This window comes from Gudongella sp. DL1XJH-153 (genome assembly GCF_049310905.1).
Lineage (GTDB): Bacteria > Bacillota > Clostridia > Tissierellales > Tissierellaceae > Gudongella.
In genome coordinates this window covers 50,592-65,132 of sequence record NZ_JBMEMN010000015.1, presented here as the reverse complement: position 1 = coordinate 65,132, position 14,541 = coordinate 50,592, and the positions used below count along the sequence as shown (strand labels likewise).

Genomic DNA, 14,541 nt, shown 5'->3' with positions numbered 1-14,541 from the left:
GGTTTTTTCCTCAAAATTAATCATACCATACGGAGCTCTATTCTCATTTATTTTTCCTACAGTTATTTTACACTAACCATCTTCTCCTAAATAGTTCAACTTAACAATAATCTACTCAGCAATGTAAGCATAAATTCCAGTTGGGTATAATTATTATATAATCATCTGGAAAGGATGAAATTTATGGAAACTGTATTGTCTCTGAAAAATGTTTCAAAAAATATAAAGGGTAAATCAATTATAAAAGATGTTTCTTTTGATGTTCATAAGGGTCAAATTTATGGATTTTTAGGACCTAACGGAGCTGGCAAGACCATGACTCTCCGAATAATTGTAGGGCTTATCAGCTCTACTTCAGGTTCTGTGGAAATCTGTGGTCACGACATACAAAAATCCTTCGTAAAGGCCATGTCAAATGTCGGCTGCATTATAGAAAACCCAGAATTCTATGAATACCTCTCTGGCATTGACAACCTGGAATTTCTTGGCAAAATGGAAGCTGGAATCTCTCATGAAAACATTGATGAAGTTGTCGAGCTCGTAGGCCTCTCAAATCGAATCAACGATAAAGTCGGGACCTACTCTCTTGGTATGAAGCAACGTCTTGGCATTGCGCAAGCACTTATGAAATCACCTGACCTTCTCATTTTAGATGAACCCACCAACGGTCTGGATCCAGCTGGTATCAGGGAATTCAGAACACTGGTCAAATCCTTGTCAAAAGAACACGGGATGACAATTTTTGTGTCCAGTCATCTACTTTCTGAAATACAGATGATTTGTGATGAGGTTGCCATAATACTGCATGGTGAAATCATTAAAACCTCCAAGGTTGAAAATCTGTCAAGCGATCAAAAAATCACATGGCATGTCACCAATGTTCAGAAAGCTAAAGAGATTCTAAAAAAGGATTTCGGGATTGCAGCCATCAAGGAATCAGAGGAATCCATAAGCGCTTTCACTGATGATTCCCAACTTACAGCAATTAACAAAGCCTTGATGTCCAGCAATATCGGATTGAAATTTGTATCCAAGCAGCAGAAGTCTCTAGAGGATCTTTTTATGGAGCTAACTGGAGGCGAAACAATTGGTTAAACTAATAGAAAACGAAATCATGAAAACCTTCTATAAGAAAAGAATCCACGTCATAGCCGTAATTCTCATGGTACTAATTTCACTTTTTGCTTATGGAGAAAACTATACCCTAACTAAAACCCAAGACCGTGTTGCAGAACAGCTGGGTATTGAAAATACTGATGACTGGAAAAACATAATCGGACAACAACTAATAGATCTGGAACGAAGACTTGACAACCCCTATATTCCGGATGAAGGAAAAGCCTCCATACGTGTCCGCGCAGAACAACTCAGATTCTACCTTGAAAATGATGTGAGTCCGATTAATTCCAGTGCAGCGCGTTTTATGGGTGCATTTCTGGAACAATCCATATTTCTTTTTTTACCTCTTTTAATCATATTGCTGGCAGGAGACATGGTATCCGGTGAAATGAACACAGGTACAATAAAACTAATCCTCACAAGACCAGTAAAACGATGGCGTATACTTATGGCAAAATTGCTTGCACTTTCTATGTTGGAAATGTTGGTCATTTTCATGATGGCAATTTTTTCATATGCAATTGCACTTGTGGTTTTTGGTTATTCAGGCTTTAATGAACCTGTAATCACAGGCTTCAGGGTGCTAGAGAACCGACTGGACACTTCTGCAGTACGTACAATCCCACAGTGGCGATATCTTCTAATGTCTTACTCCATTGGATATTTTGTTGCCTTTGTTATTGGATCACTTTCATTGATGATCTCCATCATGGAAAAAAGTACATCTGCATCAATAGGAATTATGATGTCCACACTGATTGGTGGTAGCTTTCTCAGTCTTTTCATATCAGATTGGAAGATAACGCGATATCTATTTACGGTCAACCTTAACTTAATATCTTATATTTCCGGAAGCTTCCAGATTGTGGAGGGCTTGAGCATGATATTTTCAACTCTAGTCTTATTGGGCTGGAGTTTGGGTGCCATTGTGATTGGATTTATTGTCTTTATCCACAAGGATATTTTGGCATAGGAGGATATAGAAGATGAAAAAAATGATTTGGTTAACAATAAGCATAATTTCAATACTGGGTTTGGTAATTTTCGCTTATGGTTTTGGACAATCAATTAAAATTGGCATAGAAGTCAATCAAGCCCCTGAAGAACCACAATTGGTCATGGAAAACTCCCCTGAGCCATTAGATGTTAAGTCGATACTTGCCATGGGAGATTCTCTCGCCAGAGGCACTGGTGATATCAATGGTCAGGGCTTTGTGGGACTTATAGCTGCTGCGATTTCAGATGCCAGGGGTGAACCTGTACCCCTTTTCAATATTTCAATGGAAGGTCTTAGGACATCGATGCTCCTTTCACAAATCAATGAACCGAATACAATCGATGGTATTCGTAGCGCAAACCTTATTCTGATTTCCATTGGTGGAAATGACATCAGGTCTATTGAAGAAGTTGATAGTGCTCAAAAATCGCAATACTATCAAGAGACACTGGAGACCTACACAAGCCAACTTAAGGAAGTACTGACTAAAATCAGAGCAGAAAACAAGGATGCCTTCATTGTTTTTTTAGGTCTCTATAATCTCAATTACAATGACTCAAATGCTGAGAATTCCAGTTGGCTAATTGAATGGAATCACTCGACACAAAAGCTTGTGGAATCCTTTGAAAACACTATTTTCACTCCCACATACGATCTCTTCAAGCTAAATTCAGAATTATTCATCTCAGCTGATGGCTTGCATCCAAATAGTGAAGGTCACAAAGCCATAGCTGATAGAATCCTTAAGAATATAAACTATGGTACATTTTTTGAATAAGAAGACACCTGGCGTTTTCTGATCCTCACTTCACCAAGAAGCAGTGTAAAAGTCTTCCCAATCTGATATAATTATAAGTTACTACAATACATATTTGAGAGGAGAGAAACGATGAAATATAGAAGCGTATTTGATATCATCGGGCCTGTAATGGTTGGACCCTCTAGTTCACATACAGCAGGTCCTGTAAGAATCGGTCAGATTGCACGAAGGCTTTTTGATGCGCAACCTGAAAAAATCGTAGTGCGGCTATACGGATCATTTGCAGAGACTTACAAAGGTCATGCATCTGATGTGGCAGTTGTTGGTGGAATTCTCAATTACGAGACTGATGACCCAAGGATACCTGATTCCCTTGTTAGGGCTAAAGAGCTGGGCATTGATGTTTCATTTATCAAGGAGAAGGCTATTCCTGAGCATCCAAATACCATGGAGATAACTCTTCTCCGTGGCGATGACCAGATTGACATTGCAGCCATATCAATTGGCGGTGGTGTGGTTAGAATTACAAAACTTAACGGATTCCCACTGAAGCTGTCCGGTGAAAACCCTGCAATTCTGATATTCCACAAGGACGCCTACGGTGCTATCGCTGGGGTGGCATCAACCCTTGCAGCCAATAAAATCAACATCAGCGGCATGGATGTTTCGAGAATTGAAAAGGGTGATATCGCTCTTATGACAATTGAAACAGACCAGCCTGTATCAGATAATCTTATCAATGCCATTACGAAAAAAGAGAATATAATAAGGGTAATTACCCTTAGCGAATAGAGAGGTGATATAGATGTTTAAGAACGTTCAGGAGCTGGTCCAGCAAGCAGAGGATCAGAATAAAAAATTATATGAGATTATGATTGAACAAGAGTCTGTGTTGACAGAAAAAAGTCGCGAGGAAGTCATTGAAAGAATGGATAAGCAATACCAGGTAATGAAAAACTCTGCCCTTAAGGGTCTTGAAGGTGTTACATCCTATTCAGGTATGACAGGTGGCGATGCCAAGAAGATGGATGAATACATAAAAAAAGGGGATTTCCTAACAAATTCAACCCTTCTAAAGGCTGTATCCTATGCAATATCAATAAATGAGGTTAATGCATCCATGGGACTGATCTGTGCCAGTCCAACTGCAGGGTCATCAGGGGTTCTTCCAGCTGTTGTTCTTGCATTGCAGGAAAAGCTGGGCATGGATGATAAGATGACCATGATGCATCTTTTTACAGCTGGTGCGTTTGGATTTGTAATTGCAAACAATGCATTTATATCAGGAGCTGCTGGAGGATGTCAGGCTGAGATTGGCTCAGCAAGCGCAATGGCAGCAGCTGCAGCTGTTGAAATGGCAGGCGGTACACCAACACAAGCTGCTCACGCTATGGCTTTGGCCTTAAAGAATATGCTTGGACTTACCTGTGATCCTTTGGCTGGACTAGTTGAAGTTCCATGCATTAAGAGAAATGCTGCCGGCGCCTCAAATGCAATTATGGCAGCTGAAATGGCTCTTGCCGGTATTGAAACAAAGGTACCTTGGGACGAGGTTATCAGTGCAATGTATAACATCGGTCTTGCAATGCCTGTTACTTTAAGGGAAACCTCACTTGCTGGCTTGGCAGTAACTGAGACCGGAAAGATGTGGAAAGAGAAGCTTCTTTAAGACTTTATTCTCTAGAAAAGAACTGTCCTTATACAATGGACAGTTCTTTTATTTTTGAGTGTGCCGCTATTCAATATAGCCTCTTTTTTTAAGGTAATACATGGCTCTGTCCGTATTATGGGTCTTGATATCCAATAGTTTTTCCTCTTTTTCAACTATTTCCGGGTGATCCAATTCAAATCCCAGTAATATATCAACCGCCTTCTTACAGGTTTTAGTAATGCTTTCAAAGTCTCCGGCTTTCATATCCTTTGAGCTGCAGAGCCACCCTCCCCCTACCGCATGTACAAATGATTTGTCAGCGTACTCATGCAGATTCGATTCGCTTATTCCCCCTGTTGGAATAAACTTAAGCCCTGCGTGTTTAAATGGTCCCATAAGCGCACTCATTGCTTTTACTCCTCCAAAGACGCTTGCAGGGAAGAACTTTAGTGTAGTAACACCTTTTTCCATGGCATTTCCTATTTCAGTAGGGGTAACACAACCTGGAGTTATTGGTACACCATTTTCTTGACAGTATCTAACAACCTCATCGCTAAAGCCGGGAGACACAATGAAGCTTGCGCCTGCTTCAATGGCATCCTTAGCATTTTGAAGCGTTAAGACCGTTCCTGCCCCAACCAGCATTTCCGGCATGTTTTCTCGGATTAGTTTAATTGCTTCAAGGCCGGCTTCAGTTCTTAAAGTAACTTCGATTACTTCAATTCCAGATTCGTAAATCGCCTTTGCTGCTGGTAGAGCCTGGTTGATATTTTCAAATGCTACCACTGGAACCAGTCCAATCAATCCAATTCTTTCCAAAGTATCCATAGAATCCCTCCCATTTTTTATATGTTTTGCTTTCACTTCCATTGCTATTACTTTTATGTTTTAATATAACTCAGCGGAGAATGTTTGACTCAAAGTTGAAACGATTTTAAATATTTTTTTAAATTCTCCAAATATTTTCATTGAATTCTTGTTATAATATATCATAATAGCTTTTAATGGTAAATCATAGAAGTGAATTTAGATGACTAATAATTTCTTGGGAGGTTGTTGTATGATGAAAAAAGTTGTTACATTGGGTGAAATAATGCTAAGACTCTCTGCACCAGGATTCAAACGTTTTGTTCAGTCTGAAAGCTTCGATGTGGTTTATGGTGGCGGTGAGGCAAATGTTGCTGTTTCTCTTGCCAATTACGGGTATGACTCATATTTTGTAACAAAGGTACCTAATCAGGAAATTGGACAGTCTGCACTTAATCATCTTCGAAGATTCGGAGTCAAGACCGAGTACATCCAAAAGGGTGGAGACAGATTGGGAATATATTTTCTTGAAACAGGCGTATCGATGAGACCTTCCAAAGTAATTTACGACAGAAGCCATTCCTCAATATCAGAAGCTGATGCTGAAGAGTTTGATTTTGATGAGATTTTCAAGGATGCTGACTGGTTCCATTTTTCCGGCATCACTCCTGCTCTAGGAGAAAAGGCTGCGCATCTTACAGATGAGGCGTTAAAAGCAGCCAAGAAGCATGGTGTTACAGTATCAGTTGATCTTAACTACAGAAAAAAATTATGGACTCCTGAACAGGCTCAGAAAACAATGACCAATCTGATGCAATATGTGGATGTCTGCATCGGTAATGAGGAGGATGCTGAATTGGTACTTGGCTTTAGACCTGGAAATACAGATGTTACAAAGGGTGAACTTGAATTATCGGGCTATGAGAATATGTTCAAGCAGATGATGGAAAGATTCAGCTTCAAGTATGTTGTTAGCTCCTTAAGGGAATCCTACTCTGCATCAGATAACGGCTGGTCTGGCTGCATTTATGATGGCAATGAATTCTATCAGTCAAGAAAGTATGATGTTAGGATTGTTGATCGCGTTGGTGGAGGAGATTCTTTTGCTTCAGGATTAATCCACGGATTATTGTCAGGGTATAATTATAAGGATGCCCTTGAATTTGGGGTTGCAGCTTCTGCCTTGAAGCATACAATTCCTGGTGATTTCAATATGGTCACAATTGCGGAAGTTGAAAAACTCTTAAAAGGCGATGCATCCGGAAGGGTTCAAAGATAAACAAAAAATCATCCCCTAAACAAGAACCTTCTTGTTTAGGGGATTTTTATTAATCCAATACTCCCATTTCCCTGTAGTATCTAGCTGAACCATCGTGTAAAGGCAGACCTGCGAGATTCTCCACTCCATCTTCGAGCTGAAGACCCTTGATTGCATTGTGCGTGCTTGCCAGGGACTCAACATTCTCCCAGAAGACCTTGGTCATCTGATAGGCAGTTTCCTCAGGTAGGCTTTCATCTACAAAAATTGTTATTACTATACTTGTTGTTACAACATCCTCTTCCTGTCCCTCATATGTCCCTGCAGGGATTATAGCTCTGTTGTACCAGGGATATTCATCTGTCAGCTGCTCTATGACATCCTCATCAATTGATATCAGCTTCCCTCCTGCTGTTGATATGATTTCAGAAACCGCTGATGTGGGAATTCCAGCCTGAATCCATGCTCCGTCAAGCTGTCTGTTTCTGATCAGGTCAATCGACTCTGTAAATCCAACAAACTGAGGATTAAAATCATCCGGATAATTTACTCCCGCTGCAGTAAGATGAATGTTTGATTCAACTTCCGGCGTACTCCCCGGTGCTCCAGGTGCAAATACCTTGCCCTTGATATCGCCAAGGGTTTCGATTCCTGAATCCTCTGATACCACTACCTGATTATAGTTTGAATAAAGTGCTGTCAGGACTCTGATTCCGTCATATTGATTCCCTTCAAATACTCCGGTTCCATTTTTCTGTTCAGTCATAATATTTGTTACGGCAACACCAATCTGTGCCTCTCCCTGCGCAACCAATCCGAGATTCTGCACTCCCCCGTTTGAAGCCTCAACTGAAACATTGAGCCCTTCAATATTCTCATTCCAAAGATTTGAGATAGCAGCTCCAATTGGATAGATTGCTCCTGTGGTGGATGCTGTAGGAAATTTTAGATATGTGGTTTCACCTTGCTCGTTGCTGCACCCAGAAATGATAGCTACGGTAAGTGCAATCATCAATGCTATTGATAATATTTTTTTCATTATGGTCTCCTCTCTAAAACTTGTATATATTCTAGGCATTAATATTTTTTGCCTTGTCGCCTTTGTTTTTCTGTAGCTGATATATGGTAAGAACTATCCCAATTCCAACTCCCACTGCATCTGTTCCTCCAGCAGGATGTATTAAAAGAAGCCCTATAAGTATTGATAATATTCTTTCGACCATTCCACTCTTTCTAATATACCATCCTTGCGTTCCCGATGCCAGGAAGTAAATTCCAATTACTGCACCTGCTATGGCAATGGTCGTAGCACCTATTCCAGTGCCCTCGGGAGCTGCTCCCAGAAGTAGTATCGGGTTAATCAGGAAAAAGAATGGAAGCAAAAATCCTGACAAGCCAACCAAAACCGCCTGTGTCGCAGTTTTTCTAAAGTCCGAATCGGCTATTCCCGATGCAACATAGACTGACATTGCAACAGGTGGTGTTATATTTGAAAGTGATGCATATATAAGGCAGAAAAGATGGGCCGCTATTGGAATTGCTCCAACCTCTACCATCACCGGTACCGCCACTGCCGTTACTATTACATAGGCGGCTATTCCCGGTACTCCCATACCAAGAATTATACTCATAAGAGCCACCATTACTCCAGCCTTTAGAAGCTCCCCAGGTCCAACTACTTTAAGCATAAGGTATCCAAACTTTAGACCCAGTCCCGTCAGTGATACTGTTCCCACGATAATACCTATTATAACACAGCTAACACCTACACTGATAACTCCCTTTACTCCATCTTCACACGCCTCTACTATTGTCTTTATTCCCATTCTGGTGTGCCTTCTCAACCAGCTTGATGCTATTACAACAAATATTGAAATTACACAGGCATAAAGCGGAGTATAGCCTATTACCATAAGTCCCAGAAGGGAAATCAGTGGCGCAACAAGATGTCCTTCTGTTTTAAGTACTTTGAGTGCATCTGGAATATTCTCTCTGTCCAGTCCCTTAAGACCAAGTCGTTTTGCTTCAAAGTGAACAGCCATAAGGAGACCAAAGTAATACAAAACAGCAGGCACTGAAGCCGCCAAGGCTACTACTGCATATGATACACCTATGTACTCTGCCATTAGAAAGGCTACAGCTCCCATAACCGGGGGAAGAAATTGTCCTCCTGTAGAAGCGGCTGCCTCAACTCCAGCTGCAAATTCCTTCTTGTATCCGCTTTCCTTCATCATGGGGATGGTAATAATCCCTGTTGTCGCAACATTTGCTACAGCAGATCCATTTATCATTCCCAGAAAACCTGATACAACCACGGAAACCTTGGCTGGTCCTCCGGCTGTTCTCCCTACAAGTGACAGGGAAATATTGTTTACCAGTCTGCTGAATCCACTTAGGTTTAAAAATGCCCCGAAAAGTATAAATATGAAGATATATGTTGCTGCCACACCGATACCACTTCCAAATATGCCCTGGCTACCCCAAAACATATGGCCAATGATTCTTGAAACTGAAAATCCGCCATGCCCCAATTGTCCCGGAATCATCCTTCCAACAAAATTGTACAGAAGAAATATCAGAGAAAACCATACAAGTCCACCGGATGCTCGTCTTGCAGCGAGAAAAACCAATACTATTGCAAGGAATCCAACGAGGTTTTCAAAGTCTGTTACAAAACCACCGGTCATGGCTATTCTATTATAGTTTACTACAAAGTACCCGAACACCAATATATTGAGTCCGATCAGAATATAATCAAGTAGTGTTGGACTGGTCCTATCCCTGTTTTCATTTTTCCATGCAGGATAAAGAAGAAATGCAAACAAGAGCAACACTGATGCGTGTATTGCCCTGAATGATATTGCCTCCATGGTTCCGATTGTTGTGAAGTAGAGCTGGAAAATCACCCAAAGTACTGACAAGACCGTTATGATCCTTGCCCATGGTCCTTTGTAGGTTCGTATTCTGCTCCTTCTGTCCACATCTTCTACTATGTGGTGGACTTCCTTTTCCAGCCTTTCAATCTCCTCATGGGTCAAATGTGAAATTGATTCAAGATCACTGTAATTCTTGCTCATTTTCAGCACCTTCTCGTCCTTTGATACATTCTTAATTCTATTTCACTATAGAGATTAAATCAATCGAAAATTTTAGTCTATAAACTCATTAAACGAAAAGACTACTGTTATTATTCAACAGTAGCCTTCATCATTACATGTCTGATTTTAATACTCCAGCAATTGCAAAGTTCTCGTCTTCCATTTCTCTGATTATAATTCTTACGGCATCCCTTTTGCAATCGACTGTTTCTACAAGTGCATCTGTCACCTTTTCTACCATCGCTCTCTTTTGCTCAACAGTTCTTCCTTTAAGCATTTCAACTTGTAGTATTGGCATCTGTATTCCTCCTTGATATTTTTTAGTAGTTCCCTATGGACACTGTATTACTCCCTGTGCCCAGAGACATCCTCCACATGCAGGAAATGTATTTGACAGACAATCCTTATCATTGCTGTCTACATCTTCGCAACCTCCGCAAAGAACACACGGTGAGAAATCAAAGTCATAGACCGTTTGTCTGAAATCCCTGAAATCCTCCTGTTCCCATATTTCTATTAGTGATTTATCCTTGATATTGCCAAAGGTGTGCTCTTTCATTAACCTTTTATTTCCATTCAAAAAGGTTGTGTAGGAGTGAAGTAGTCCCATACATGGCGATACTTCTCCATCCCACCTTACAAATACAATACCTTCGTTTACAAATCTGCAGTAGTCGTTGTATTCGTTGAAAGCCTCTCCAAGCAGTTTTGTCTTCATCATTGAGGAATATATATCGTATAGTCCTTCCTTTGTGTACTTATTGTAGTCGATTCTAGGAAGGCTTATCTCAGGAATCATTACTTCCTTGGTTCCTTTTCTAATAACATCCTGGCTTCTGTATGCCAGTGGTTTGAAAAGAGTCTTTTTACAGAGCATCTTCTCTTCCATTTCCTGATCGTATGGTATTACGTTGCTGACCGAGATCTTCTCAGCCCAAACCTTGGATGCAAAGCTTTTCAAGCTTGAAAGGTCCTCTGCATTGTCCTTTGTAACTACAAAGGCTATACCCAGTGTAAGCTTTTTATTTTTGCCTCTGTTAAGCCTTTTCAAGGTCATCAGGTTATCATAGACATGAGCAAAATCAGCACCTTCACGGATTTCATTGAACTTGTTCATATCCATGCTATCAACAGATACCCAGACATTTTTCAGTCCCGAGTCCATAAGTTTTTTTATGTTCTCCTCGGTGAGATTGGTTCCATTAGTTGTGATTTCAGTCTTTATTCCCAAATCGCTGATGCTTTTGATCATATGGTAGATATCGGGATGATGTGTCGGCTCACCAAAACCACCAAACATAACTGAATCAATGGTCTTGATTTCCTTTATGTCTTCGACAAGCTTGTCAAATTCTTCCCTCTCCATAAATCCCAGCGTCTCAGTCCATGTCTTTCTTATGCATGTGACGCAGTTAAGATTGCATGCATCTGTTGGTTCTATGTATAATCTCTGAACTGAGTGTATTGACGGAGCCAATATCAGCTTTCCATTTTCCTCGTAAAAGATATATTCCCCGTGTCGCCCCTGATGCTCATTTTCTAAGGCATCCTTGGGTATCTTAAGGGATCCGTCCTTATTCTTTTCAATAAACAGATGATTCTTCATTTTTATCACCTTTCTAAATAGGCATGGCTACTTGTACAAATATTATTATCAAAGTTAAGGTAACTGCACTTAATACTGTTGAAGTCAATACAGCCTGGGATGCAAACTCCGGTCTGTTGTCAAACTCAATTGCCATAAGTGCAACATTTACTGCAGTTGGTGCCCCCATTGCTATTACAATTACCTGAGCTACAATTCCTTCAATTCCCATTACTGTAACTACTGCAAAGGCAATTGAAGGAGCTAGCAGAAGTCTAATGATATTTGAAAGGTAAATCCTCATATTTCCAAAACTGAAATTGGTTTCTCTTAGCTGGGCACCAAGTGTTAGCAAAGCCACTCCAGTATAAGTTGTTGTCAAGAGGCTTATTGACTGCCAAATGGGATCCCAGATTGTCATATTGAGCCTCTTAAATATTATACCTGTAATCATTACATAAATAAAGGGCATCTTGAATATACTGCTTATTGCTCTTCTCAAATTTCCACTGCTGTTTCCAACTGTGAACATTCCTATTGTAAAAAAAGCAATGTTATGTACTATAATAATAATAGCCTGGATTGAAACTGCAATTGGGTTTGTATAGAGCAGATTCATCAATGGAAGACTTAAGTTGGCAGCGTTATAGAAGGTATTTGAGTTGATAAATACACTTGTATCCTCAGATGAGTAGCCTCTTAGCCTGGCAATAACAAATGATAGCACGTAGATTACAGTCATGACAAAGGCAATTGACAAGGTCACTGAAGTCAGGATTTCCCCGCTTAACTCGCTTTCATAAACCTTTACGAATAATAGCGCGGGTAGCAGAAGATAAAGCTGAATCTTGACAAGACTTCGCACATCTATTGGAAATCTTGACCTAAATGCATAGCCTGCAAAAATAGTTATAAATATTGGAAATATTATATTGAAAAATGTATATAAGAAAATATCCATATGTCCACTCCATCTATGTATTCAGGGAACAGCCTGGCTGCTCCCTTTTCATTATTTTGGCAAAACGATTCTTTCTTTGCTAATATCTGAAATGCTGCTGCATCCAGTCATAAGCATGGTATCCTTAAGCTCAGCAATAAGTTTTTCAGCATGGAGCTGAACACCCTCTGCTCCACCTCCGATTGCCATAATTGTAAATGTTCTTCCTATAAGGACGGCGTCTGCACCAAGGGCAATGGCTTTGAATACATCCGCTCCTGTACGGATCCCACCATCAACAAATATCTTGATCCTGTCACCTACGGCTTCCTTAATTTCAGGCAGTAGCTCTGTTGTGGCAGGAGTATTGTCAAGAACCCTTCCCCCATGGTTTGAAACCACAATTCCATATGCGCCGGAGTCTGCTGCTTTTTTTGCTCCTTCGGCCGACATTACGCCCTTTATGATAAATGGTAGCCTTGTACCATCAACGATTTCCTTGAGATCTTGAACTGACTTTGTAAAAACAGGTTTGCCTGATTTCGCCAGATGCACCAGACCTGCTGAATCAATGTCCATTGCCAAGGCTAAAACATCCAGTTCTTCAACAAGTTTTATCTTTTCCAGTACTTTGTCAACGGCCCATGGTTTAAGTGTTGGTATTCCCCATCCATGGACTTCCTTCAGGGGTACCAGTGGTTCATTGAAATATGTATCATTGGCGCCATCACCTGTAAATGCTGCTATACCAGCGTTTTTTGCGCCTACAAGCGTTCTTCTGTTATACTCGCCTTCAGCTATTCTACCACCGTAGTTTATGTCCATTCCACCTATGGGGGCTACAAAAATTGGTGCTGAAAACACTTTTCCGAATAAACTGATGGATGTATCCTGTCCTTCTCCCTTGTATATCAAATCCATTACTACTTTTACACGTTGCAAATAATCGTAGTTCCTTATAAAGCTGTTGCCGGTACCCTTGGCTCCAACACCAGGGACCCAACCTCTGCAGGCCACTCCGTTGCATTCCTTGCACACCAAACACAGCGGTGAGAGAATCTCTTTTGCCTTTTCTCTGATTTCATTATAATCCATAGTCATCCTCCTTCTTTTGATTCTACTAGTTCCTATTATAACATTAGAGCATTAAATATAAAGCACAAATAACTTTCTATCGATATATGCTTAAAAACTCACATTATCTATTGTAGCTTATAGACATCTGTGAGTTTTTAAATAATAGATTATGGAAATAAACTAAAGTCTATCTGAACTCGTCAAATAGTTTCTGGAAGTCTTCAACACTATCTTTTACATGATAAACGTGTTTGTTCTCGGGAAAGTTTCCGCTATCCACATCCTCAATAAATTCCTTGAATGCAGTGACTACTATTTCCGCAAGATTTGTATATTTCTTGGCGAATTTGGGCGTGAAGTTTTGGAACATACCCAACAGGTCTCCACATACAAGAACTTGCCCATCGCATGGTGCTCCTGCACCGATTCCATAAACGGGTATTGCCAAAGTGTTCGCAATAAATTCAGTCAACTCTGGTGGGATTCCTTCCAATAATACTGCCAGGGCTCCTGCTTCCTCTACTGCCAAAGCATCCTTAATAATATCTCTGGCACTGTCCACATGTAATCCTTGCGCCTTGAATCCTCCCATTTGCCCAGAACTCTGAGGTGTCAATCCAATATGTCCAAAAACTATAATTCCTGCATCTGAAATCGCCTTTATCTTACTTGCAACTCTGACCCCACCTTCCAGCTTTATTGCATCACAATTTGCTTCCTTCAGGAATCTTACTGCATTCTTTACCGCATCATCGTCGTTGACCTGGTATGATCCAAAAGGCATATCTCCAATAACAAATGTATTCGGAGCTCCCCTTCTTACTATTTGAGAGTGGTAGATACATTGATCCATGGTCACTGGCACAGTACCATCAAGACCTTGAACTATCATCCCCAGTGAGTCCCCAACTAGAATCATGTCCATCCCGGCTTGTTCTGCAAATGATGCCACGGGAAAGTCGTATGCCGTTACCCATTTTGCTTTCTCTCCATTGTTTTTCATCTTGTGTAAATCTAAAATACTTTTCTTCTTTGACATTTTATCACGCCTCCTTGTAATTTCCATATTTGCAGTTACAGGCCATCATTACAATTCTCTTTATTTCATCTTAATCAAGATAAGTCTAAAAGTCCAGTTCATCTGCAAGCTAGTCAATAATAATTCTGTAATGAAACTGTAACTTGAAAAATGAACATTTTCCCTTAAAAAGGGTATAATTAAATAGTTGATACTTATTCTTCAATTCCG

General features: G+C 40.4%; 14 protein-coding genes. 6 read left to right on the top strand and 8 right to left on the bottom strand.

What is annotated here, in order from left to right:
* Window positions 1-183 precede the first annotated feature (183 nt).
* The 5 genes from ACOEN1_RS07530 (at window position 184) to sdaAA (ending at window position 4,545) form a co-directional block, all read left to right on the top strand.
* A complete protein-coding gene (locus ACOEN1_RS07530; RefSeq protein WP_422486141.1) occupies window positions 184-1,095 on the top strand; it encodes an ABC transporter ATP-binding protein in 912 nt (303 codons plus the stop codon).
* Window positions 1,088-2,092 (top strand): ABC transporter permease, encoded by a 1,005-nt coding sequence (locus ACOEN1_RS07525; RefSeq protein WP_422486140.1) that lies wholly within the window; start codon window positions 1,088-1,090, stop codon window positions 2,090-2,092. Before ACOEN1_RS07530 ends, ACOEN1_RS07525 begins: the two co-directional genes overlap by 8 nt.
* Window positions 2,093-2,105: 13 nt before the next feature.
* The gene (locus ACOEN1_RS07520; RefSeq protein ID WP_422486139.1) at window positions 2,106-2,894 is read left to right on the top strand and encodes a GDSL-type esterase/lipase family protein; all 789 of its coding nucleotides are present in this window, start codon (window positions 2,106-2,108) and stop codon (window positions 2,892-2,894) included.
* 111 nt (window positions 2,895-3,005) lie between these two features.
* Window positions 3,006-3,668, top strand: a complete 663-nt coding sequence (gene sdaAB / locus ACOEN1_RS07515) for an L-serine ammonia-lyase, iron-sulfur-dependent subunit beta (RefSeq protein WP_422486138.1) — start codon at window positions 3,006-3,008, stop codon at window positions 3,666-3,668.
* Window positions 3,669-3,681: 13 nt separating this feature from the next.
* Window positions 3,682-4,545: an L-serine ammonia-lyase, iron-sulfur-dependent, subunit alpha gene (sdaAA, locus tag ACOEN1_RS07510; RefSeq protein WP_422486137.1), complete on the top strand. Its 864-nt coding sequence runs from the start codon at window positions 3,682-3,684 to the stop codon at window positions 4,543-4,545.
* Between the two features lie 66 nt (window positions 4,546-4,611).
* Here the strand turns inward: sdaAA and ACOEN1_RS07505 are convergent, their stop codons facing one another.
* The gene (locus tag ACOEN1_RS07505; RefSeq protein ID WP_422486136.1) at window positions 4,612-5,355 is read right to left on the bottom strand and encodes a bifunctional 4-hydroxy-2-oxoglutarate aldolase/2-dehydro-3-deoxy-phosphogluconate aldolase; all 744 of its coding nucleotides are present in this window, start codon (window positions 5,353-5,355) and stop codon (window positions 4,612-4,614) included.
* Between the two features lie 232 nt (window positions 5,356-5,587).
* On the opposite strand from ACOEN1_RS07505, the gene ACOEN1_RS07500 reads away from it, so the two are divergent.
* Window positions 5,588-6,613 carry a PfkB family carbohydrate kinase gene (locus tag ACOEN1_RS07500; RefSeq protein ID WP_422486135.1) on the top strand — a complete coding sequence of 342 codons (1,026 nt, stop codon included), beginning with the start codon at window positions 5,588-5,590 and terminating at the stop codon, window positions 6,611-6,613.
* A 49-nt stretch (window positions 6,614-6,662) separates the two neighbouring features.
* Here the strand turns inward: ACOEN1_RS07500 and ACOEN1_RS07495 are convergent, their stop codons facing one another.
* The 7 genes from ACOEN1_RS07495 to panB form a co-directional block, all read right to left on the bottom strand.
* Window positions 6,663-7,631, bottom strand: a complete 969-nt coding sequence (locus ACOEN1_RS07495) for a TAXI family TRAP transporter solute-binding subunit (protein ID WP_422486134.1) — start codon at window positions 7,629-7,631, stop codon at window positions 6,663-6,665.
* Between the two features lie 31 nt (window positions 7,632-7,662).
* Window positions 7,663-9,669 carry a TRAP transporter permease gene (locus tag ACOEN1_RS07490; protein ID WP_422486133.1) on the bottom strand — a complete coding sequence of 669 codons (2,007 nt, stop codon included), beginning with the start codon at window positions 9,667-9,669 and terminating at the stop codon, window positions 7,663-7,665.
* Between the two features lie 133 nt (window positions 9,670-9,802).
* Window positions 9,803-9,988 carry a 4-oxalocrotonate tautomerase gene (locus ACOEN1_RS07485; protein ID WP_422486131.1) on the bottom strand — a complete coding sequence of 62 codons (186 nt, stop codon included), beginning with the start codon at window positions 9,986-9,988 and terminating at the stop codon, window positions 9,803-9,805.
* A gap of 33 nt (window positions 9,989-10,021) precedes the next feature.
* Window positions 10,022-11,296: a radical SAM protein gene (locus tag ACOEN1_RS07480; RefSeq protein WP_422486130.1), complete on the bottom strand. Its 1,275-nt coding sequence runs from the start codon at window positions 11,294-11,296 to the stop codon at window positions 10,022-10,024.
* 13 nt (window positions 11,297-11,309) lie between these two features.
* On the bottom strand, window positions 11,310-12,236 hold the full coding sequence (locus tag ACOEN1_RS07475; RefSeq protein WP_422486129.1) for an AEC family transporter: 927 nt from the start codon (window positions 12,234-12,236) through the stop codon (window positions 11,310-11,312).
* A gap of 51 nt (window positions 12,237-12,287) precedes the next feature.
* On the bottom strand, window positions 12,288-13,310 hold the full coding sequence (locus tag ACOEN1_RS07470) for an alpha-hydroxy-acid oxidizing protein (RefSeq protein ID WP_422486128.1): 1,023 nt from the start codon (window positions 13,308-13,310) through the stop codon (window positions 12,288-12,290).
* 169 nt (window positions 13,311-13,479) lie between these two features.
* The gene (gene panB / locus ACOEN1_RS07465; protein ID WP_422486127.1) at window positions 13,480-14,331 is read right to left on the bottom strand and encodes a 3-methyl-2-oxobutanoate hydroxymethyltransferase; all 852 of its coding nucleotides are present in this window, start codon (window positions 14,329-14,331) and stop codon (window positions 13,480-13,482) included.
* Window positions 14,332-14,541 lie beyond the last annotated feature (210 nt).

What these genes read in the sequence shown, in the direction of transcription:
- ACOEN1_RS07530 (WP_422486141.1), top strand. Translation starts at nt 184, where the DNA reads ATGGAAACTGTATTGTCTCTGAAAAATGTTTCAAAAAATATAAAGGGT.
- ACOEN1_RS07520 (WP_422486139.1), top strand. Translation starts at nt 2,106, where the DNA reads ATGAAAAAAATGATTTGGTTAACAATAAGCATAATTTCAATACTGGGT.
- sdaAB (WP_422486138.1), top strand. Translation starts at nt 3,006, where the DNA reads ATGAAATATAGAAGCGTATTTGATATCATCGGGCCTGTAATGGTTGGA.
- sdaAA (WP_422486137.1), top strand. Translation starts at nt 3,682, where the DNA reads ATGTTTAAGAACGTTCAGGAGCTGGTCCAGCAAGCAGAGGATCAGAAT.
- ACOEN1_RS07505 (WP_422486136.1), bottom strand. Translation starts at nt 5,355, where the DNA reads ATGGATACTTTGGAAAGAATTGGATTGATTGGACTGGTTCCAGTGGTA.
- ACOEN1_RS07500 (WP_422486135.1), top strand. Translation starts at nt 5,588, where the DNA reads ATGATGAAAAAAGTTGTTACATTGGGTGAAATAATGCTAAGACTCTCT.
- ACOEN1_RS07495 (WP_422486134.1), bottom strand. Translation starts at nt 7,631, where the DNA reads ATGAAAAAAATATTATCAATAGCATTGATGATTGCACTTACCGTAGCT.
- ACOEN1_RS07490 (WP_422486133.1), bottom strand. Translation starts at nt 9,669, where the DNA reads ATGAGCAAGAATTACAGTGATCTTGAATCAATTTCACATTTGACCCAT.
- ACOEN1_RS07485 (WP_422486131.1), bottom strand. Translation starts at nt 9,988, where the DNA reads ATGCCAATACTACAAGTTGAAATGCTTAAAGGAAGAACTGTTGAGCAA.
- ACOEN1_RS07480 (WP_422486130.1), bottom strand. Translation starts at nt 11,296, where the DNA reads ATGAAGAATCATCTGTTTATTGAAAAGAATAAGGACGGATCCCTTAAG.
- ACOEN1_RS07475 (WP_422486129.1), bottom strand. Translation starts at nt 12,236, where the DNA reads ATGGATATTTTCTTATATACATTTTTCAATATAATATTTCCAATATTT.
- ACOEN1_RS07470 (WP_422486128.1), bottom strand. Translation starts at nt 13,310, where the DNA reads ATGGATTATAATGAAATCAGAGAAAAGGCAAAAGAGATTCTCTCACCG.
- panB (WP_422486127.1), bottom strand. Translation starts at nt 14,331, where the DNA reads ATGTCAAAGAAGAAAAGTATTTTAGATTTACACAAGATGAAAAACAAT.